The organism is Weissella paramesenteroides (genome assembly GCF_036327715.1).
GTDB lineage: Bacteria > Bacillota > Bacilli > Lactobacillales > Lactobacillaceae > Weissella > Weissella paramesenteroides.
Window position 1 is genome coordinate 405,858 of record NZ_CP130559.1, and the last position, 22,378, is coordinate 428,235.

The window sequence follows — 22,378 nt, forward strand, 5'->3', positions numbered from 1 at the left end:
ATGATTACTCATAACCTAGCAGGAATGCCCGTTCCTGCAACTACTCCTTAAATTGGTATATGTGAGTATACCGTTAATAATAGATAGGGAAGCCCATCCATATCTATTATCAATGATGACATAACACTTTGAGTTATTCATCATTACTGAGAGGAAGCAATTGCCCATTGCTTCCTTTTTTTGTGTTTAAAAATTAATTAATCGATTTGATATTCTCATGACTCACGGACAATGTATAATAGCAATAGATTGTAAAACAAATGAAAGGGGCTATAAGTGATGGCGTTGAACCCACAAGAACAATTTCAAATATTGTTACAACAGTTGCAATACGAGGAGGTGCCCGACATCTTCCAAGAAGCAACATTGACTAAGTTGACAATTCACAAGCAGTCTCGTGTTTGGCAATTCCATTTAGCACTACCTGAGTTACCTGATGTGACAACTTTGGCGACATTAATTAGTAAGCTCCAGATGACATTTGCTAATATTGCGGCTGTTAACTATGAAATTAATTTAACTTCACAGCCAAATTTGATACAAGCAGTTGATTATTGGCGGTGGGTTTTACAGCAACATCAAAACGAACCAGGTGCCTTTCAACAGGCATTTAGCCAAGTGATGCCCGTGATTCAGGATAATCAACTATTTCTAAGCTTTGATTCACAAGCATGGGCAAATTATGCAAAGCAGACCGGAATTAGTTTAATTCAACAGACATACCAACAAATTGGTTTTGATGAAAATTTGCCATTTGTCATTGATGTTGATGATGAACTAGTTGCGCAATCACAGGCTGAGGCAATGGCACAGCGGGCTTCACAAGATGAGCAGTTAGCACAGATGGCACAAGTTCAAATAGAACAGGCTTCTAAACAGCGCCATACTGCTAATCATAGTGGTAGCAATGGTGGTAATAGTCTGGGACGTAAGATTGCCAATGATGCTGAGATTACTGATATGATCAATATTATTGACGAGGAACGATCAGTTATTGTTGAAGGGTATGTATTTGATGCGGAAGTCAAAGTTCTGAAATCAGAACGTCAGCTATTGACCATGAAAGTGACTGATTATACCAGTTCCTTTATCCTTAAGAAATTCTCACGTGATGAGAATGACGAAGAATTCTTTGCAAATATAAAAGCGGGCATGTGGATTCGTGCTCGTGGCCCAGTACAACAGGATGATTTTTTGCATGATTTAACGATGATGGCATATGATATGCAGATAGTTAGTCACGAGCCACGTGTTGACAAATATGAAGGTGAACAGAAGCGTGTTGAATTACATGCGCATTCTTTGATGTCGACCATGGATGCAACTAATGGTATTAAGGACTATGTGAAACAAGCAAGTGATTGGGGAATGGACGCCATTGCGATTACTGATACTGCTGGTGCGCAAGGGTTCCCTGAAGCCGCTTCATCAGCCGCAGCCAATGATGTCAAAATGATTTACGGTGTTGAAGTTAATCTTGTCGAAGATGGTGAACCGATTATCTTTAACCCGGCACATGTTGAACTAGCTGATGCTGAGTATGTCGTGTTTGACGTGGAAACAACAGGACTGTCTGCTGCATATGACAAGGTGATTGAATTATCGGCAGTAAAAATGGTTAAGGGTAATGTGATAGCGGAGTTTTCTGAATTCATTGATCCGGGATTTTCATTAAGTCAGACAACAGTTGATTTGACCTCAATTACGGATGATATGGTTCGAGGTTCAAAATCAGAAAAAGAAGTATTTACGGCCTTTCGTGAGTTCTATGGTGATGCCATCTTGGTTGGTCATAATGTGACGTTCGATATGGGCTTTATGAATGAAGGATACGAACGACATGGCATGGGGTCAATTACTAATCCAGTGATTGATACATTGACATTAGCTCGTTTCTTGTACCCGAATATGCGTTCATACCGTTTGAACACTTTGGCAAAGCATTTTGGCGTTCTTCTTGAACAACATCACCGTGCAATCTTTGATTCGGAGACGACTGGACATTTAAATCGCATCTTCTTGGAAGAAGCACGTGAATCTTATGGCATTACACATGCTGACCAATTGAACGATCACATGACAGATAATGATGCTTGGCGTCATGGTAGACCAAATCATGCGGTTGTTCTCGTTCAAAATCAGACGGGGGTCAAAAATCTTTATAAGTTGATTTCAGAATCCAATATTCATTATCTTTATCGCACACCACGAGTACCACGTTCAGTGTTAAATAAGTATCGTGATGGTTTATTATTAGGTACCGGAGATAGTTCAGGTGAATTCTGGGAAGCATTGATGCAAAAGGGCTATGCGGCTGCTAAAACTAAGGCGAAATACTATGATTACATTGAAATCCAACCATCAGCAAATTATTTACCCCAAATAGAGGGTGAATTAATTAAAGATGAGGCCCGGTTACGTGAATTAATGATGCAGGCCGTTAAAATTGGGGATGAGTTGAACAAGCCAGTTGTTGTGACAGGGGATGTTCACTACCTAAATCCAGAAGATGGTATCTACCGCAAGATTTTAATTAGTTCACAGGGTGGGGCAAATCCGCTAAATCGGCATAGCTTGCCGGATCTACATTTTAGAACAACGCAAGAAGTACTGGATGACTTTAGCTGGATGAAACCAGAATTGGCAAAGAAATTGGTGATTGATAATACACATGTCGTTGCTGATATGATTGATGATGTTGAAGCGATTAAATCAGGTAACTATCCACCAAATATGCCAACCGCAAATGATGAAATCCGACAAAAATCATACGAAACAGCTTATCGTATGTATGGTAATCCTTTACCAGAAATTGTCGAGGCGCGTATTGAACAGGAGCTTAATTCAATTATTAAGAACGGTTTCGCGGTTATCTATTTAGTTGCCCAGCGTCTCGTAGCAAAATCAAATAAAGATGGTTATTTAGTTGGTTCACGTGGATCCGTTGGGTCTTCTTTAATCGCCTTGTTAATTGGAATTACTGAAGTGAATGCCTTACCACCACACTATCGTAGCGTGGCGGGGGATTATGTTGAGTTTGTTAATCCACGTGATTATGAATCGGGTTATGATTTACCAGAACGTTATAGTCCAATTGATGGTTCAAAACTGATTGGTGATGGACATAATATTCCTTTCGAAACTTTTTTGGGTTTCAAGGGTAATAAGGTGCCGGATATCGATTTGAACTTTTCAGGCGACTACCAACCATTTGCGCATAACTATATGAAGTCCTTGTTCGGGGAGAATAATGTTTTCCGTGCTGGAACGATTGCGACAGTGGCCGACAAAACAGCGTTTGGCTATGTGAAAGCATATGAACGTGATCATGATCAACAATTTAGAGGTGCAGAGGTCGAGAGACTGGCGATGGGTGCAACGGGTGTGAAGCGCACGACTGGCCAACATCCGGCTGGAATCCTAATTGTGCCTGATGACATGGAAATTTATGATTTTACGCCCATTCAATATCCAGCCGATGATTTATCAGCTACTTGGCGAACGACCCATTTTGATTTCCACTCGATTCACGATAATATTTTAAAGATGGATATTCTTGGTCATGATGATCCGACGATGATTCGTGCGTTACAGGATATGTCTGGTATTGACCCAACGACAATCCCAATGAACGATCCTGGTGTCATGAGTCTGTTCTCATCACCTGAAGCGCTTGGTGTTACTGAGGATCAAATCTTTTCAAAGACTGGTACCTTGGGTGTACCAGAGTTTGGAACAGCCTTTGTTCGAGGCATGCTAGAAGAAACCCACCCGAAAAATTATTCTGAATTACTGCAAATTTCCGGATTATCTCACGGAACAGATGTTTGGCGTGGAAACGCTGACGAATTGATTGAACGTGGTGTAGCGACAATTGGTACGGTTATTGGAACCCGTGACAAAATCATGACCGACTTGATCAACTATGGTGTTAATCCAGAATCATCATTTCAAATTATGGAAAAGGTGCGTAAGGGTAAAGGAATTGTTGATGAATATCAAGCCGAAATGCGCGCAGCCGGGGTACCAGAATGGTATATTGAATCTGGTTTGAAGATTAAATATATGTTCCCGCGTGCTCATGCGGCCGCTTACGTGCTTATGGCGTTACGAATTGCATATTTCAAGGTTTATTTTCCAACGCTGTATTATGCAGCCTATTTCTCAGTTCGTGCAAGCAATTTTGATATTGTTTCAATGTCGCGTGGACTAAATAGTACAAAAGCTAAAATAATGGAAATCAAACATCAGGGTAATGATGCTTCTGCTAAAGATAAGGATTTATTGACTGTTCTTGAAATTGCAAACGAGGCCTTAGAGCGTGGAATTACCTTTAGTATGGTTGATCTATACAAATCAGATTCAGATGAATGGCTAATTGATGGCGATACATTGATTGCACCATTCAATTCTGTACCAGGTTTAGGTGACAACGTAGCAAAGCGTATTGTAGCTGCAAGAGCTGAGGGAGAATTCTTATCTAAAGAAGATCTGGCACAACGTGGTGGCATTTCAAAGACCTTATTACAATTTATGGATGATAATGGTGTTCTTAATGGTATGCCAGATGAAAATCAATTGGCACTCTTTTAGTCAGAGCGAGACAAAAGTCGTTTTGAAGCCGGTATGTAATGCGTTTATGCTATCAAACTAACATGCTTATAATTAATAACTTTTAGCACAAAAATTAGAGGCTGAGACAACACCTGTCCCAGCTTCTTTTTTAGTTACTAATTAAATGACTTATATTCAGTTTATTTATGGAGAAAAGGGTGCCCTTTAGATAAGGGTGACGTAATATTAAAAATAGAAAAACAAATTTATACTTAAAATATAAAAGACTATTGACTTTCGTTTTATAAATGTGTAGTATATATCAAGTTGGCAACGACATTGCATGAAATCAATTTGATAAAAACATCTTTTAAAAAGTTGTTGACAAATTAAACTGGTTTCTGTAATATAGATTAAGTTGTCAGCGAGACAACAACTGTTGATCATTGAAAACTGAATATCGTTTCGATGAAACAAATGTGTAGGGTCATCAAGTAATTTACTTGATACAAAAACATTTGCGAAGTCAATTCGCTAATAAATTCGTTTAACTTCTGTTAAACAAATAACAAAATTGAGTTATACTCAAACTTTTAAAATGAGAGTTTGATCCTGGCTCAGGATGAACGCTGGCGGCGTGCCTAATACATGCAAGTCGAACGCTTTGTCTTTAATTGATCTGACGAGCTTGCTCTGATGTGATTTTATCTGACAAAGAGTGGCGAACGGGTGAGTAACACGTGGGTAACCTACCTCTTAGCAGGGGATAACATTTGGAAACAAGTGCTAATACCGTATAATACCAACAACCGCATGGTTGTTGGTTGAAAGATGGTTCTGCTATCACTAAGAGATGGACCCGCGGTGCATTAGCTAGTTGGTAAGGTAATGGCTTACCAAGGCAATGATGCATAGCCGAGTTGAGAGACTGATCGGCCACAATGGGACTGAGACACGGCCCATACTCCTACGGGAGGCAGCAGTAGGGAATCTTCCACAATGGGCGCAAGCCTGATGGAGCAACGCCGCGTGTGTGATGAAGGGTTTCGGCTCGTAAAACACTGTTATAAGAGAAGAACGGCACTGAGAGTAACTGTTCAGTGTGTGACGGTATCTTACCAGAAAGGAACGGCTAAATACGTGCCAGCAGCCGCGGTAATACGTATGTTCCAAGCGTTATCCGGATTTATTGGGCGTAAAGCGAGCGCAGACGGTTATTTAAGTCTGAAGTGAAAGCCCTCAGCTCAACTGAGGAATGGCTTTGGAAACTGGATGACTTGAGTGCAGTAGAGGAAAGTGGAACTCCATGTGTAGCGGTGAAATGCGTAGATATATGGAAGAACACCAGTGGCGAAGGCGGCTTTCTGGACTGTAACTGACGTTGAGGCTCGAAAGTGTGGGTAGCAAACAGGATTAGATACCCTGGTAGTCCACACCGTAAACAATGAGTGCTAGATGTTCGAGGGTTTCCGCCCTTGAGTGTCGCAGCTAACGCATTAAGCACTCCGCCTGGGGAGTACGACCGCAAGGTTGAAACTCAAAGGAATTGACGGGGACCCGCACAAGCGGTGGAGCATGTGGTTTAATTCGAAGCAACGCGAAGAACCTTACCAGGTCTTGACATCCCTTGCTAATCCTAGAAATAGGACGTTCCCTTCGGGGACAAGGTGACAGGTGGTGCATGGTTGTCGTCAGCTCGTGTCGTGAGATGTTGGGTTAAGTCCCGCAACGAGCGCAACCCTTATTATTAGTTGCCAGCATTCAGTTGGGCACTCTAGTGAGACTGCCGGTGACAAACCGGAGGAAGGTGGGGATGACGTCAAATCATCATGCCCCTTATGACCTGGGCTACACACGTGCTACAATGGCATATACAACGAGTCGCCAACCCGCGAGGGTGCGCTAATCTCTTAAAGTATGTCTCAGTTCGGATTGTAGGCTGCAACTCGCCTACATGAAGTCGGAATCGCTAGTAATCGCGGATCAGCACGCCGCGGTGAATACGTTCCCGGGTCTTGTACACACCGCCCGTCACACCATGAGAGTTTGTAACACCCAAAGCCGGTGGGGTAACCTTTTAGGAGCCAGCCGTCTAAGGTGGGACAGATGATTAGGGTGAAGTCGTAACAAGGTAGCCGTAGGAGAACCTGCGGCTGGATCACCTCCTTTCTAAGGAAAATCGGAAACCTACACATTCAACGAAACGATATTTAGTTTTGAGTGGTTAACACTCAACATTAGTTCTTTGAAAACTGAATCATAATTGTAAATTTTTAAATTCATTATAATTGATCATATCAATTAAATTGAGCCGAAAAAATACACCGCGTAATTTTTTGAGTTTTTTAAATAAGTTTAAAATCGCTTGTGACCATTGAGTCACAATACTCAAACGAAATCATCAACGAGAGTTGATCGGTTAAGTTATTAAGGGCGCATGGTGAATGCCTTGGCACTAGGAGCCGATGAAGGACGGGACTAACACCGATATGCCTCGGGGAGCTGTAAGTAAGCTGTGATCCGGGGATTTCCGAATGGGGGAACCCAACTTGTGATGCAAGTTATCGTTTAATGAATACATAGTTAAACGAAGGTAGACGTTGTGAACTGAAACATCTCATTAGCAACAGGAGAAGAAAGAAAAATCGATTCCGTCAGTAGCGGCGAGCGAACGCGGAGGAGCCCAAACCAGAGTGCTTGCACTCTGGGGTTGTAGGACTACCGTTGTGGAGTTACAAATTTGTTTATTAGCAGAATCAGCTGGGAAGCTGAGCGAAACAGGGTGATAGCCCCGTATGCGAAAGTAAGCAAACTCCCGTGTAGGATCCTGAGTACGGCCGGACACGTGAAATCCGGTCGGAAACTGCGAGGACCATCTCGTAAGGCTAAATACTCCCTAGTGACCGATAGTGAACCAGTACCGTGAGGGAAAGGTGAAAAGCACCCCGGAAGGGGAGTGAAAAAGTTCCTGAAACCATGTGCCTACAACAAGTTAGAGCCCGTTAATGGGTGATAGCGTGCCTTTTGTAGAATGAACCGGCGAGTTACGATACCATGCAAGGTTAAGGTGGAAAGACCGGAGCCGTAGCGAAAGCGAGTCTGAAATGGGCGTTTTAGTATGTTGTTGTAGACCCGAAACCAGGTGACCTACCCATGTCCAGGGTGAAGGTGCGGTAAAACGCACTGGAGGCCCGAACCCGTACATGTTGAAAAATGTTGGGATGAGGTGTGGGTAGCGGTGAAATTCCAATCGAACTTGGAGATAGCTGGTTCTCTCCGAAATAGCTTTAGGGCTAGCCTCGGAAGATAGCGTGTTGGAGGTAGAGCACTGTTTTGGTGCGGGGCCCATCTCGGGTTACTAAATTAAGATAAACTCCGAATGCCAATCACGTATGTCCGGGAGTCAGACAGTGAGTGATAAGATCCATTGTCGAAAGGGGAACAGCCCAGATCGTCAGTTAAGGTCCCTAAGTGTGTGTTAAGTGGAAAAGGATGTGAAGTTGCATAGACAACTAGGATGTTGGCTCAGAAGCAGCCACCATTTAAAGAGTGCGTAATAGCTCACTAGTCGAGTGATTCTGCGCCGAAAATGTACCGGGGCTAAACACACCACCGAAACTACGGGTGCCACATCAGTGGCGCGATAGGAGAGCGTTCTAAGGGCAATGAAGTCAGACCGTGAGGACTGGTGGAGCGCTTAGAAGTGAGAATGCCGGTATGAGTAGCGAAAGACAGGTGAGAATCCTGTCCACCGTATGACTAAGGTTTCCTGGGGAAGGCTCGTCCTCCCAGGGTTAGTCGGGACCTAAGGCGAGGCCGAAAGGCGTAGTCGATGGCTAACAGGTTGAGATTCCTGTACCAGGTGAACATGTTTGAACGATGGAGGGACGCAGAAGGCTAACAGAACCCAGCGGCTGGAAATGCTGGGCCAAGCAACAAGTCTTAGTGTGAGTCAAATGCTTGCACTTATACGGACAAGTTGTGATGGGGACCGAAATAAAGTAGGGAAGTCTGTGATGTCACGCTGCCGAGAAAAGCTTCTAGTTAGTGTTTACCTGCCCGTACCGCAAACCGACACAGGTAGTCGAGGAGAGCATCCTAAGGTGAGCGAGTGAACTCTCGTTAAGGAACTCGGCAAAATGACCCCGTAACTTCGGGAGAAGGGGTGCTCAGCGCAAGCTGAGCCGCAGTGAATAGGCCCAGGCGACTGTTTATCAAAAACACAGGTTTCTGCAAAATCGTAAGATGACGTATAGGGGCTGACGCCTGCCCGGTGCTGGAAGGTTAAAAGGAGTGCTTAGCTTCGGCGAAGGTACGAATTGAAGCCCCAGTAAACGGCGGCCGTAACTATAACGGTCCTAAGGTAGCGAAATTCCTTGTCGGGTAAGTTCCGACCCGCACGAAAGGCGTAACGATCTGGGCGCTGTCTCAACGAGAGACTCGGTGAAATTTAAAGACCCGTGAAGATGCGGGTTACCCGCGACAGGACGGAAAGACCCCATGGAGCTTTACTGTAGCTTGATATTGAGTGTTTGTGCAGCTTGTACAGCATAGGTAGGAGCCGTAGAAATCGGGACGCTAGTTTCGATGGAGGCAAACGTGGGATACTACCCTCGTTGTATGAACACTCTAACTCACACCACTCAGCGTGGTGGAAGACAGTGTCTGGCAGGCAGTTTGACTGGGGCGGTCGCCTCCTAAAAGGTAACGGAGGCGCCCAAAGGTTCCCTCAGAATGGTTGGAAATCATTCGCAGAGTGTAAAGGCACAAGGGAGCTTGACTGTGAGACTTACCAGTCGAGCAGGTACGAAAGTAGGGCTTAGTGATCCGGTGGTTCCGCATGGAAGGGCCATCGCTCAACGGACAAAAGCTACCCTGGGGATAACAGGCTTATCTCCCCCAAGAGTCCACATCGACGGGGAGGTTTGGCACCTCGATGTCGGCTCATCGCATCCTGGGGCTGTAGTCGGTCCCAAGGGTTGGGCTGTTCGCCCATTAAAGCGGTACGCGAGCTGGGTTCAGAACGTCGTGAGACAGTTCGGTCCCTATCCGTCGCGGGCGTAGGAAATTTGAGAGGAGCTGCCCTTAGTACGAGAGGACCGGGGTGGACGTACCACTGGTGTATCAGTTGTTCCGCCAGGAGCATCGCTGAGTAGCTATGTACGGATGAGATAAACGCTGAAAGCATCTAAGTGTGAAACTCGCCTCGAGATGAGATTTCCCATTCAGCAATGAAGTAAGACCCCTCAGAGATGATGAGGTAGATAGGCTAGAAGTGGACGTGCGGTGACGCATGGAGCGGACTAGTACTAATGGTTCGAGGACTTAACCAAGTAGCAAGTGGTGTAAGGCAAAAAATCGCAATTATGATTCAGTTTTGAGGGAACTAAGTTCACTCAATAAAAAAACGTGTCGTGATGATGGCACTGAGGTCACACCTGTTCCCATACCGAACACAGTAGTTAAGCTCAGTAGCGCCAAAAGTAGTTGGAGGATCGCCTCCTGCGAGGATAGGACATCGCGATGCAAATGAAAGCAGCTCACAGTAAAATGTGAGCTGCTTTTTTGTACAAAAAATAATTTTCACCGTCTTTAATACTAGTTAGGAGAAAATTATGGCAAATAATACTGATGAATCTTTATTATATGGTCGATTGGTTGTATATCATTCAGTAGACTGTAGCAGATTAACTGAAAAAGCTGATATTGAACCAGCAATTAATAATGGACACTGTGGTCGTTGTCAAAATAAAATTTCTCCCAAATGGCGATTACAAATGGGAGGACAATATTGCTGGCATTGTGCAAACATGGGCAGACTGACTACAAATGATTTTCTGGCAACGATTAAAGAACCCAATGATTTTATAACGAATGATAATCCATGTACTTGGAACGGAAAATTAACACCATTACAGCAAATGGTGTCTGATGATCAGATCAAGGCACTGCGGGATGGGAAGTCTCATTTGACTTATGCTGTTACGGGTGCAGGTAAAACAGAAATGCTTTTTCCAATGCTGACTTTGGCAATCAAACAAGGAAAGCGCATTGCAATTGTTGCACCACGAGTTGATGTCATCATTGAATTAAAAATAAGAATTGAAGCAGCATTCAATGTCCCTTTTGTTGTGTTGTATGGTGGTACAGAGGACGAGTATAAATATACGCAATTAATACTAGCGACGACCCATCAATTGATGAAGTTTAAACAGGCATTTGATGTCATTGTGCTAGATGAAGCAGATGCCTTTCCTTATTCAGAAAATCAAATGCTTATTAAATCGGTTAATCCGTCACTAAAAGAAACAGGAATCATATTTTATTTGACAGCAACACTAAATGCCTCTTTGAAAAAAATGATTAAGCGAAAACAGCTATTGTTATCAATGTTACCGCTTCGTTTTCATGGTCAGCCATTGCCTAATTTTAGTGTGAAACGAATTGCAAAATGGCGTGAAAAGCTACCTAAGCGGGTGATTAACCAAATGATAAATTTAAGGGATAAAAAAATAAAGTTTCTTGTTTTTGTACCTGAAGTTAAAGATGTAGCGATTGTCATGGATCAAATGAAAAGTATTACAACTAAACTAAAAATTTGGGGGACATATGCAGCAGATGAAACTAGATTAGAAAAAGTGCAAGCAATGCGTGAGAATAGTATTGATGGTCTTATAACGACGACAATTCTAGAGCGGGGAGTTACTTTTCTAGGTATTGATGTACTAATATTAGGAGGTGATGAACCAGTTTTCTCTACAACCACATTGATTCAAATAGCTGGTAGATGTGGACGTGGTATCGATCGACCTACCGGATTAGTAAGAATTTATGTTCAAGAAAAAACGAAACAATTGGTTGATGCGATATCAGAAATCCATTATTTAAATAGTTTAGGGAAAACATTATGAAATGTGAATTATGTCAGCTAAATATTAATCATCAATGGCAATTACGAGATTTTTACGATTTTTCAGTATACAAACAACCCTTTATTTGTGAAATGTGTTATGATAATTTTCAACAAATTGATCCCCAAATGGCTTGTTTAGAATGTCAGGGTGTGACGGTAGAAAAATATTGCATTGATTGTCAACAATGGTTTAAGCAGGGCTTTCCGAAAATACACAATCAATCATTATTTAAATATGACTCACAAATGAAAAGATATTTTAAGGCATATAAATTTGAAGGCGGTTACCATCTTCGTGATGTCTTTAAGCAAGCTATCCAGCAAAGGTTAATTAAAGCAAATGTGGATATGATAGTGCCAATTCCCATAACAATTGATACATTCTTAGAACGCCAATTCAATCAAGTCACAGGTTGGCTGGAAGGAATACCATTTGATGAGATATTGATTTGTCGAGAGGTCAGAAAGGATAAACAGTCACGAAAAACACGACGTGAGCGGTTACTTATGAAACAGCCATTCACATTGTGCCAATCAGATAAAAAATTGGCAAATCAGAAAATTTGTTTAGTGGATGATGTCTATACAACAGGACGTACTTTAAGGCATGCAGCACAGTGTTTAATAGTCGCAGGTGCTTTAGAAGTGACATCATTAACCCTTGCTAGATAGTGATGCTCCATGAATGTTAACGCTTTCTTTTTTTGTTATCAATATGTTACAATATACTTACCGATAGGATACAGAAATGAATCTATAAAGGTATATAAGATAAAAATTTTGGGGGATATTATCTTATAAATTTAGTCAGACAGGAGACAGGATTATGCTAGAATTTAAGGTACGTGGTGAAAACATTGAAATCACTGATGCGATGTCAGAATACATTGAAAAGCGTATTTCTCGACTTGAGCGTTATTTAAATACTGAAGCTAGTTATATCGCTCGCGTTAATGTACGATCATATAAGGAAGGTACGTTTAAGACAGAGGTAACTATTCAATTACCATACTTGTTGCTTCGTGCGGAAGATACGCAAACGGATATGTACCAGACAGTTGATTTTGTTTCTGATAAACTAGAACGACAAATCCGAAAGTATAAGACTAAGGTTAACCGTAAGTCACGTGAAAAGGGCTATAAGGGGTTAGAAAACACTGATTTTATGGCAGTGGATCCAGCAGCAGCTATTGAAGAGCCTGAACCAGAAGATGATGGTTTGGAAATTGTGCGAACAAAGCATGTTGATCTAAAGCCAATGGATGTAGAGGAAGCAGTTCTGCAAATGGAACTTTTAGGACATGAGTTCTTTATTTTCCAAGATGCCGAAACTGATTTACCAGCGGTTGTTTATAAGCGCCGTGATGGTAAGTATGCATTACTTGATACAGTAAATTAATGCCAATATTTAGGTAGGTAAGATTTGGGGGAATATTACTTACTTAGTTAAACTAATTTAAAATTTTAAAGACTGGGAATTTTTCCTAGTCTTTTTATCTTTAAAGCATTAAAAATGATTTATAATGATATGAATGTCAATGGAACATACAAAGGAGAACGTAATGCCTAAGAAAAAATATATGTCAACGCAGCAATATGGTGTGTTATTAAGTGAATTAATTGAAACTATCCAAGAAGCTGGTGATCGTGTAGCACCTTTTTTTGAAAAACTAGATAAGGCATTGAAAGAAAATGAGTTAGCTAGTTTATCAACAGATGAATTTGTTGAAATTGCAACTGAGTTTGAGAATGTTGTTGAGATTTATCAAGATGTTTCTAAGCAATTGAATAGTATGACAGCTCCTGTTCGGCTTATCGGTGCACATCAAATAGTTAAACAAATTTTTGCGGACTATACGACAGCCACGAAAGTTATGGCTGATTCTTTGAATGTAAATACGCAACAAGTGGATTTGGCTGATTTTAGAAAATCGGAAGCTGATCAAGATGTCTTTATGGATAAATTCTTGGCACAAATTCGTCGTGTCTTTTCAACGGTCACAGCCTAATGACAAAGGTAGCAGAGATGAATGCAACTTTAGAAATAGATATTGCACAAAGTGTTGGTGAAAAGTTAGATCTGCCAACCCATAAAGTAAAAGCTGTCACGAATTTACTAGATGAAGGGAATACAGTACCATTTATTGCGCGATATCGTAAAGAAGCGACAGGCAATCTTGATGAAGTCCAAATACGTGATATTCAATCTATTTCTAAACAATTAGCTGAATTACAAGCACGAAAACAAACAGTTTATAAGGCAATTGCTGAGCAAAATATGATGTCATCTAGCATACAGCAGGCAATGGTTGCAGCTGATACGCTTCAAAAGGTAGAAGATATTTATTTGCCTTTTAAGAAGAAGCGTCAGACAAAAGCGACCCTTGCTAAGGAAGCTGGTTTGATGCCGTTTGCAAGACTAATTCAAACATTTCCATCTGTAAATCTGCAGGTTGAAGCGACAAAGTATATTAATCCAGAAAAAGACATCAAAGATATTGCTGATGTTTTTTCAGGCGTGCATGAAATTTTTGCCGAAGTAATTGGTGAAAATGCAGGATTACGGGATTGGGTCAGACAGTTTACGTTAAATAATGGTCATTTTGTTGCTAAATTAAAACGTGGTGCCAATAAAAAAGACGAACAAGGTGTATTTGAGCTGTACTATGATTTTGATAGTTTAGTGAAAAAAATACAAAATCATCAGATACTAGCAATTAATCGTGGTGAAAAAGAGGGGATATTATCCGGAAATATCATTGCTGATGAAGATGCCATCAATCGTTATTTGAAGTTTCGTTTAGTAGGAAGTAAATCAGGATCAGCAGTAGATATTTTAGTGCAAGCGGCACAAGATGCATATAAAAGATTTATTGGTCCGGCAATTGCGCGTGAAATCAGGAAAAAATTATTTAATCAAGCAAGTGAGGATGCGATTAAAGTGTTTGGGACAAATCTGTATCATCTATTGATGGCAGCACCCTTACATGGTCAAATCGTCTTAGGTTTTGATCCAGGCATTCGAACTGGTTCAAAGTTAGCAGTCGTGGATCAAGCAGGAAAATTTTTAGACAAAGCGGTGATTTATCCGCATAAGGCACATAAATATGATCCAAAAGGTGCGAGAGAAGTAATTATTAGCTTGGTTAAAAAGTATCACGTGTCGATAGTTGCTATTGGTAATGGAACAGCTTCTCGTGAATCACAGCAATTTATTGCCAAGATTATCAAAGATGACTTACCAGATTTAAGATACGTTGTTGTAAATGAAGCAGGTGCCTCCGTGTATTCAGCAAGTGATGTTGCCCGAGAGGAATTCCCGGATTTACCGGTTGAACAGAGGTCGGCTATCTCAATCGCACGAAGGTTACAAGATCCAATGGCAGAGCTAATAAAAATTGATCCACAAGCAGTAGGAGTTGGTCAATATCAACATGATTTGCCGGAAAAAGAGCTTTCTTTAGAACTTGATAATGTATTAGAAACATCAGTTAATCAAGTCGGTGTGAATCTAAATACGGCATCACCTCAGTTACTAACCCATATTGCTGGACTAACTGCAACAATTGCGCAAAATATTGTTGCATATCGAAACGAAAATGGACAGTTTCAAGCACGTTCGGAGCTTAAAAAAGTATCTAAATTAGGGCCAAAAGCATTTGAACAAGCTGCAGGATTTTTACGCATACCTAAAGGGAAAAATCCACTAGATAACACGGACATTCATCCAGAGTCCTATCAAGTAGCTGAAAAGGTATTACGCAGCGCAGCTGTTGAAAAATTAGGTGCTGATGCACGTCATGCGCTGCACGAGTTTGACACACCTGCATTTGCACAACAGTTGGGAATCGGTTATCCAACGTTACACGATATTATTTCTTCACTGATTGAGCCTGGTCGTGATTTGCGAGATGATGCACCAATGGCAACATTAAGGTCTGATGTGTTGACTTTAGATGATTTAAAAGTGGGGATGCAATTACAAGGAACTGTGCGTAATGTTGTTGATTTTGGTGCCTTTGTTGATATTGGTGTCCATGAAGACGGACTCGTTCATATTTCTAAATTATCGAAACAACATGTAAAAAATCCACATGCTATTGTTGCTGTTGGCGATATTGTGACGGTTTGGGTAACTGAAATTGACAAGAAACGTCAACGAATTGGGCTATCAATGATTGCGCCAAATTAAAATGATAATTATCAAGCTAGCATGCATGGTCTTAGTGGTATACAGTCATGAGAAATCTTGCATATAATAAGTATATTTGATAATATTAACTGTGTTGATGTTTTCAACATGGTATGCGATCGTGGCGGAATTGGCAGACGCGCAGGACTAAGGATCCTGTGGTAGAAATACCGTGAGGGTTCGACCCCCTCCGTTCGCAAAAAAGAAAGAAGTTGGGACAAAAGAATTTGTTCCAACTTCTTTTTGCTAAAAATGTATTAATTATCAGCATGAAAGTTTGATGATATAAACGCTTTTTTGAATATTTTACATATGAATAGCATTGTATATAAGTATGATTCCACCAATACCAAAAAAGATAATTCCCCAGATAATTTGTGAAATGACACTTTTATCACCAAAGTATAAGCGTATGAGGGGGGCTGTATGACCAAGAATCGTGATTAGTAATCCTAATATCACCAATGCCAATCCAATTAAACTAAGCATATTTTCCTCCAGGATGAACAACAAACAATTTGTGGCAAGTAAAATTATGATGATACATTCACTTTTTGTCTGTTAACTAATGTGGTATTATAGTACCCGAATTGAGATATGCTGTAAATGGGTATATAGGACTCTTTTTTTATTAACTAAGAAAATAAAATATGACTGGTTTATTTATAAATAACATGCGATATGAAAATTCTTGACAATTGCTTCGTGGAGAGGTATGATATCTCTTGTGGTTGTATTGCTACAAACATTCATGGAGATATACCCAAGTCTGGCTGAAGGGAACGGTCTTGAAAACCGTCAGGTCGGGAAACCGGCGCGAGGGTTCGAATCCCCCTATCTCCTTGACATCAATTTAGATGTTCTATTTCATATTATCGCGGGTTGGAGCAGTCTGGTAGCTCGTCGGGCCCATAACCCGAAGGTCGTAGGTTCAAATCCTACACCCGCAATTCATGGAGATGTACCCAAGTCTGGCTGAAGGGAACGGTCTTGAAAACCGTCAGGTCGGGAAACCGGCGCGAGGGTTCGAATCCCTCCATCTCCTTTTTATAAATAACCGTGTCCCGTGGACACGGTTATTTTTGTATCAATATCATTCTGAATATATGAGGGGTTTAAGATATGCCGATACGTCAAATTCGCTATTATCAATACGCAATAGTCATGATTGTACTTGCAGTGCTATCTGCAGTGTTTTTACCAACGTTAGTGGGATCATCTGCATTAATGTCGACACACATAAAAAATATGACAATGACTATTTTTGGAGTAGCAGCTGTTATGGTGGTCTATATGGATGATCGCATGATTAAGCAGGCTTTATATCAACAAAAACAGTTACTAGTTGTGACGCTTTGGCTACCAATTTTAGGTCAAACTATATGGTATTTCGTTGTCCTTTGGATTTATCTAACAAATGCGACAGGACATACCGTGACAACGATGACCTTGCCGATTCTATTTATCGGTATGGCATTATTGCTCGTTTCAATGGGCTTATTACAAAAAGAAACCTTGTCGATTATACTGAATGCACCCATGAAAAGAACTGCACATCGTTTAAATGTTGCTACGATGTTTTTATCGCTCTATGCGTTATTGTTCTTTGGATTAACGACAAATTGGATTTATGGTTTAACAACTATGGTTTCGGTTTTGATCATAACAGATGCAAATTGGCCAGCTTTGTGGTCCGGCTGGCATAGAGAGCAAAGTTTAGAAAAGTTAGCAACTAATGGTGTGAACTTTAAAAATGCGCGTGTTATAGAAAGATTACCTCAAGTGACGACAATCGTTACGGAAAAAAGTGGTATTTTAACTGATAATCACATTACAGTACATTCTATATTGTCGTTAGATAAAAGATATAGTGATTTTGATGTTTTAGGAATTGCAACTGGGTTGTTGTCAATGGATGAAGCTTCTGCCTTATCAAAGTCGATTTTACAGTATGCCGAGAGTCATGGTGTGTTTCCATCAACGGCCTCTGAACCTGAAATTATAGAAGGTGCGGGAGTAAAAGGCGTTATTTTAAACGAACGTTTTGCCGTTTTGTCAGCAGCAGAAGTTTTAGCTGAAGGGTACAATGTCGATTTAAATGCTTTGGAAACGTACAAGATGTTGGGTAATTCAGTAAGTTATGTTGTTGACAGTTTACAAGTTATTGGTGTCATTACTTTTGGTGATACTTTGAATAAGTCACTACTTTCTCTAGATCGTTTCTTCACACAACGCCATTTGGATGTAAAAATTGCCTCAGGTGATACAATTGGCGCAACCATGCAATTAACCAATATTATGACTTCGTTAGATGAAGTACAATCAGATTTGACGCCAATGGCGAAAAAAACACAGCAAGAACAGTGGACATCAAAAGATAATACGATGTTCGTGACTAACCAAGACAACTTACCAGTTGAAGTGGACACCATTACTGTGGCAGTCAATCGTCCCGATATCAATGCTGATATTCACGTCGCAAATGTGTCTGACTTAGAAAAATTGTGGGCAACTGCAGATCGTCTTATTCAGATTGATAAGAGAATGCTATCATTGGCAAGTCTGCCGGTTATTATTTTTCTACTATTAGCAGCAGGACTAGGTATCTTTATTTCGCCATGGTTGTATGTCGCACCGATTTTTGCGGTCATTATTCGTTGCATCATGAGTTATATTTTACGTTTGCGAGTTAAACATTAATTAAGTTATATAAAAAATGAAATTCCGCCATATTAACATCGTTCTAGTTTCTGATAAACCGAAACAGAATGAAATGTTGATATGACGGTTTTTTGTTACGTACATCAAATGTTAGATTGATTGACTTATTATATAGAAAAGCCTAAAATTAAATATGTGTTATTAAGCGCAAAAAAACACTATTGATTTGACATAAACGTCAACTCTCTAGACAGGAGAAACAAGATGAACATAGTATTGATCATCCTGTTGTTGCTTGTCGCAATCGTAATTAGTATTGGAATCGGTTATACGGTGGCTAAAACAAAAATTAACCATACGCTAACCATTTCACATCAAACTGCTACAGACATAACGAATCAAGCTGCTACTGATGCAGAGCAATTAAAGAAAAATGCTCTTGTTGAAGCGCGAGATGAAAGCCAACGTTACCAACAACGTATTGAAAGTGAATTACAAGAACGCCGTTCTGAAGTAAAAGCACAAGAAGATCGTTTGGTAAGTCGTGAATCTGTATTAGATCGAAAAGATGCTTCTTTACAAAAACGTGAAGAAGTTATTTCGAATAAGGAAACAAAGTTAGATCATCAACGGCAAAGCGTCAATGATAAACAAAAGCGCGCCGAAGAACTGGTTGCTGAACGTGAAGATAAGTTGATAGAAGTAGCCAACTTATCACGTGAAGACGCTCGTAATCGGATCTTGTCAGAAACTAAAGAATCATTAGTCGCTGAACGTGCTGTGATGATCAAAGATAGTGAGGAACGTGCTACTGCAGAAGCAGATAAACGTGCAAAGAACCTAGTTGTTAGCGCTATTCAACGCTCTGCAGCTGACATGGTTGCTGAGACAACTGTCTCTGTTGTGACACTTCCTAACGATGATATGAAGGGTCGTATTATTGGTCGAGAAGGCCGTAATATACGTGCACTTGAGACAGTAACTGGTATTGATTTAATTATTGATGATACACCGGAAGCCGTTGTTCTAAGTGGTTTTGATCCAGTTCGTCGTGAAATCGCTAAAAACACATTGGAAAAGCTAATTGCTGATGGTCGTATTCACCCAGCACGTATCGAAGAAATGGTTGAAAAATCTCGTAAAGAGATGGATGAACATATTCGAGAAGTAGGTGAACAGACTATTTTCGATTTAGGTATTCATAACATGCATCCAGACCTAGTTAAAACTGTTGGTCGGATGAATTACCGAACAAGTTATGGACAAAATGTCCTTGTTCATTCAATAGAAGTCGCAAAACTAACTGGCTTGTTGGCAGCTGAGTTAGGGGAGGACGTTACGCTTGCCAAGCGCGCAGGATTATTACACGATATTGGTAAGGCTATTGATCATGAAGTAGACGGTTCTCATGTAGAATTAGGTGTCGAATTGACAACGAAATACAAGGAACGTCCAGTTGTGATTAATTCAATTGCTTCGCATCATGGGGATGTTGAACCGGATTCTGTAATTGCCGTTCTAGTTGCTGCTGCTGATTCAATTTCAGCAGCACGACCAGGTGCAAGATCAGAATCATTAGAGAATTATGTTCAACGTTTGCAACAACTTGAAGCTATTGCAAATGAGTTTAACGGTGTTGAAAAGTCATATGCTATTCAAGCCGGCCGAGAAGTTCGTGTTATTGTAGAACCAGCAGCTGTTTCAGATATTGAAGCAACTGTCTTAGCTCGTGATATTAGAAATCAGATTGAAACTGATTTAGATTATCCAGGGCATATTAAAGTAACTGTTATTCGAGAATCGCGTGCGATTGAGTATGCAAAGTAAGAGATAACATTAATAGAAATAAATTAGGGCTAGGAATAAATATTCTAGCTCTTTTTCTTTGTATAAAGAGTTATTTGATAAAGTCGATTTATAAATACACTTAATTCATGACAAACATACAAATAAAATAAAATTAATTTCACCGAAAGGGTTTACAAATTCTTTGGAAACGCTTACAATAATAAATGTGTTAAGGATACGGGGGAACGTATACGAAACTACTGATTAAAATTGTGAAACACTAGCTGGTTGGGGACTACTAGGATGTTATTGTCGCATTTCACTCTTACTGTTCGAATAATCGTTTAATCTCAAGAACTTGCTGAAAACTCTTCTCCTTCAGAAAAAATGAGAACGATAACTTATTTAATAGTTCGAGCAGTAAGAGGGTGATGAGACGACTCTTTATCAACATCAACGCTTTCACAATCAAAAAATATTTTGTGGGTCGTCATCCACACCATGTCGCCTTGCGGATACGCAGAGCGATTTTTTTGTGCAATTGTTAGAAAATAATTATAAACAAATTATTCGCTTATTTTACGACATCTCGATATACTATAGATATTCCCCGTGGTAGTTAAACTAATGACTATCTAGTGCATTATTGATGTACGGAGCGTCGTAGATATACGACGCTTTTTTATGTGTATAATTAAAAAATGTTGACAAAAATGAAAAATATATTAGAATTAAATTTATCAATTAAGTAAGGGAGCAAAAATGATGGTACATAAGAAGATGTTAACAGCTGAAACAGTGTATTACTTTTGGTTTTTTAGGTGACTATCCGAAATGACCAAAAGCATTTTTGCTAGGTTTCGGATAGAAAAAATATCCGGAACCAAAACAATACGACTTAATTGCAGTTATTGAGTAGTATTAGGAACTGGGTATTTTTATAAAAAATACCCAGTTTTTTTATTGGGTAAAGCACAAATTGTATATGAAATTAGTGAATGATGAGATAAAAAGGGGAAGTCATATGACAGTTCAGAAATTAAACAAAAAAGAATTTGGCTTAGCAATTTTAAATGGCAATGCGAGTGGAATAATTGTGGCATTGATTCCATCAGCGATCATTAGTCAGTTGCTTGCAATCCTGCCACAAACAGATATCGTAAAGACTCTAACGATGATGGTGACTTTAGCACAAAGTACTTTACCAATAATTGCCGCCTTTGCGGTGGGCGCATTACTTAAGTTTGGGACAATTGAAAGTGCTTCAATGGCATTAGCAACATTTATTGCTTCAGGTGTGGTAACAAGTCATGGCGGGCAGTACGTTATTAGTGGATCTGGCGTGATTTTGAATATTATGTTAACAACATTTATGGCTAGTTTAGTTACTATCGCCTTTCACAAATTACTTGGCCAATTACGAGCAGTATTTGAGCCATTAGCTGTTTTGCTAGTTGGTGGTGGTCTTGGTTTATTGACGTTACCTGTGATGATTGCTATTCAAGATGTGATTGGATCTGTTGTTGCCGCTGCAACCCAAACAGCACCATTAGTGATGGGCATCTTGTTAGGGATTATCTTCGCTGTATTGATTGTTTCACCATTATCTTCCGTTGGTATTGCAACAGCTATTGGGTTGACTGGAATCGGAGCTGGAGCTGCTAATACAGGAATTGTAACTGCTTCGTTGGTTTTGGCAATTATGAGTTTGAAAGAAAATTCATGGGGCTTATTCATTGCCCACTTTATGGGTTCACCGAAAATTCAAATGGCTAACATGTTATCTAAACCAAAACTATTTATTCCAGTTATCATTGCATCAGCCATTGCAGGGGGAATTTCAAGCTTACTGAGTATGTCAGGAACGCCATTTTCAGCAGGTTTCGGCTTATCAGGATTTATTGGACCAGTCACAGCACTTAATGAATCTACGGGAAATGGGATTGGTTTACGAGTCGTGATAGCGTTCTTTATTGTTCCAATTGCCATGGCACTGATCATGAAATACATTTTTATTGATAAATTACAATTAATTGATGCAAAAGACTTAAAATTACCAGAAGTTTAATTTGTTGTTATAAAATTGACTTGCTTATAATTATTTAACCATAGAGTGGAAAAGAAATTGGGACAAAAGAAAATGTTCCAATTTTTTTTTGCTAAAAACGTCTTAATTATAAACCTGTAATTTTTATGGCGTAAATTACGTGACACACCGGCTTTGAAACAACTTTTGTCGCGCGCTATTTTTTAAAAATCAAAAAAATAAT

10 protein-coding genes, 4 tRNA genes and 3 rRNA genes are annotated in these 22,378 nt (G+C 40.1%); 16 read left to right on the forward strand and 1 reads right to left on the reverse strand.

Annotated elements, in window-relative coordinates; translation table 11 throughout:
• Positions 1-279 precede the first annotated feature (279 nt).
• The 10 genes from QRX23_RS01850 (at position 280) to QRX23_RS01895 (ending at position 15,858) form a co-directional block, all read left to right on the forward strand.
• Complete coding sequence (locus QRX23_RS01850; RefSeq protein ID WP_330155741.1) at positions 280-4,593, forward strand: PolC-type DNA polymerase III; 4,314 nt, start codon at positions 280-282, stop codon at positions 4,591-4,593.
• A 555-nt stretch (positions 4,594-5,148) separates the two neighbouring features.
• Positions 5,149-6,723, forward strand: a 16S ribosomal RNA gene (locus QRX23_RS01855).
• A 248-nt stretch (positions 6,724-6,971) separates the two neighbouring features.
• Positions 6,972-9,887, forward strand: a 23S ribosomal RNA gene (locus QRX23_RS01860).
• A gap of 77 nt (positions 9,888-9,964) precedes the next feature.
• Positions 9,965-10,081 (forward strand): 5S ribosomal RNA (gene rrf / locus QRX23_RS01865).
• Together the 16S, 23S and 5S rRNA genes form the textbook arrangement of a ribosomal RNA operon.
• A gap of 88 nt (positions 10,082-10,169) precedes the next feature.
• Positions 10,170-11,465 carry a DEAD/DEAH box helicase gene (locus QRX23_RS01870; protein ID WP_330155742.1) on the forward strand — a complete coding sequence of 432 codons (1,296 nt, stop codon included), beginning with the start codon at positions 10,170-10,172 and terminating at the stop codon, positions 11,463-11,465.
• Entirely contained in the window at positions 11,462-12,139 is a 678-nt protein-coding gene (locus QRX23_RS01875; protein ID WP_330155743.1) for a ComF family protein, read from the forward strand. The genes QRX23_RS01870 and QRX23_RS01875 overlap by 4 nt, the downstream gene beginning before the upstream one ends.
• A gap of 154 nt (positions 12,140-12,293) precedes the next feature.
• On the forward strand, positions 12,294-12,866 hold the full coding sequence (gene hpf, locus QRX23_RS01880) for a ribosome hibernation-promoting factor, HPF/YfiA family (protein ID WP_330155744.1): 573 nt from the start codon (positions 12,294-12,296) through the stop codon (positions 12,864-12,866).
• A gap of 163 nt (positions 12,867-13,029) precedes the next feature.
• Positions 13,030-13,476: a hypothetical protein gene (locus QRX23_RS01885; protein WP_330155745.1), complete on the forward strand. Its 447-nt coding sequence runs from the start codon at positions 13,030-13,032 to the stop codon at positions 13,474-13,476.
• Positions 13,476-15,659 carry a Tex family protein gene (locus QRX23_RS01890; protein WP_330155746.1) on the forward strand — a complete coding sequence of 728 codons (2,184 nt, stop codon included), beginning with the start codon at positions 13,476-13,478 and terminating at the stop codon, positions 15,657-15,659. The genes QRX23_RS01885 and QRX23_RS01890 overlap by 1 nt, the downstream gene beginning before the upstream one ends.
• 115 nt (positions 15,660-15,774) lie before the next feature.
• Positions 15,775-15,858 (forward strand) — tRNA-Leu (locus QRX23_RS01895).
• A gap of 107 nt (positions 15,859-15,965) precedes the next feature.
• On the opposite strand, the gene QRX23_RS01900 is transcribed toward QRX23_RS01895, so the two are convergent.
• The gene (locus tag QRX23_RS01900; protein WP_002828965.1) at positions 15,966-16,148 is read right to left on the reverse strand and encodes a hypothetical protein; all 183 of its coding nucleotides are present in this window, start codon (positions 16,146-16,148) and stop codon (positions 15,966-15,968) included.
• 264 nt (positions 16,149-16,412) lie between these two features.
• Between QRX23_RS01900 and QRX23_RS01905 the strand changes: the two genes are divergently transcribed.
• The 6 genes from QRX23_RS01905 to QRX23_RS01930 all read left to right on the forward strand — a co-directional run bounded on the left by QRX23_RS01905 (position 16,413) and on the right by QRX23_RS01930 (position 22,176).
• Positions 16,413-16,502 (forward strand) — tRNA-Ser (locus tag QRX23_RS01905).
• Positions 16,503-16,535: 33 nt separating this feature from the next.
• A tRNA-Met gene (locus QRX23_RS01910) sits at positions 16,536-16,609 on the forward strand.
• A gap of 5 nt (positions 16,610-16,614) precedes the next feature.
• Positions 16,615-16,704: transfer RNA gene (locus QRX23_RS01915), tRNA-Ser, on the forward strand.
• Between the two features lie 77 nt (positions 16,705-16,781).
• Positions 16,782-18,359: an ATPase P gene (locus QRX23_RS01920; RefSeq protein WP_330155747.1), complete on the forward strand. Its 1,578-nt coding sequence runs from the start codon at positions 16,782-16,784 to the stop codon at positions 18,357-18,359.
• Between the two features lie 225 nt (positions 18,360-18,584).
• Positions 18,585-20,147 (forward strand): ribonuclease Y, encoded by a 1,563-nt coding sequence (gene rny, locus QRX23_RS01925; RefSeq protein ID WP_002828961.1) that lies wholly within the window; start codon positions 18,585-18,587, stop codon positions 20,145-20,147.
• Between the two features lie 985 nt (positions 20,148-21,132).
• Entirely contained in the window at positions 21,133-22,176 is a 1,044-nt protein-coding gene (locus QRX23_RS01930; protein ID WP_330155748.1) for a PTS sugar transporter subunit IIC, read from the forward strand.
• Positions 22,177-22,378: the final 202 nt, after the last annotated feature.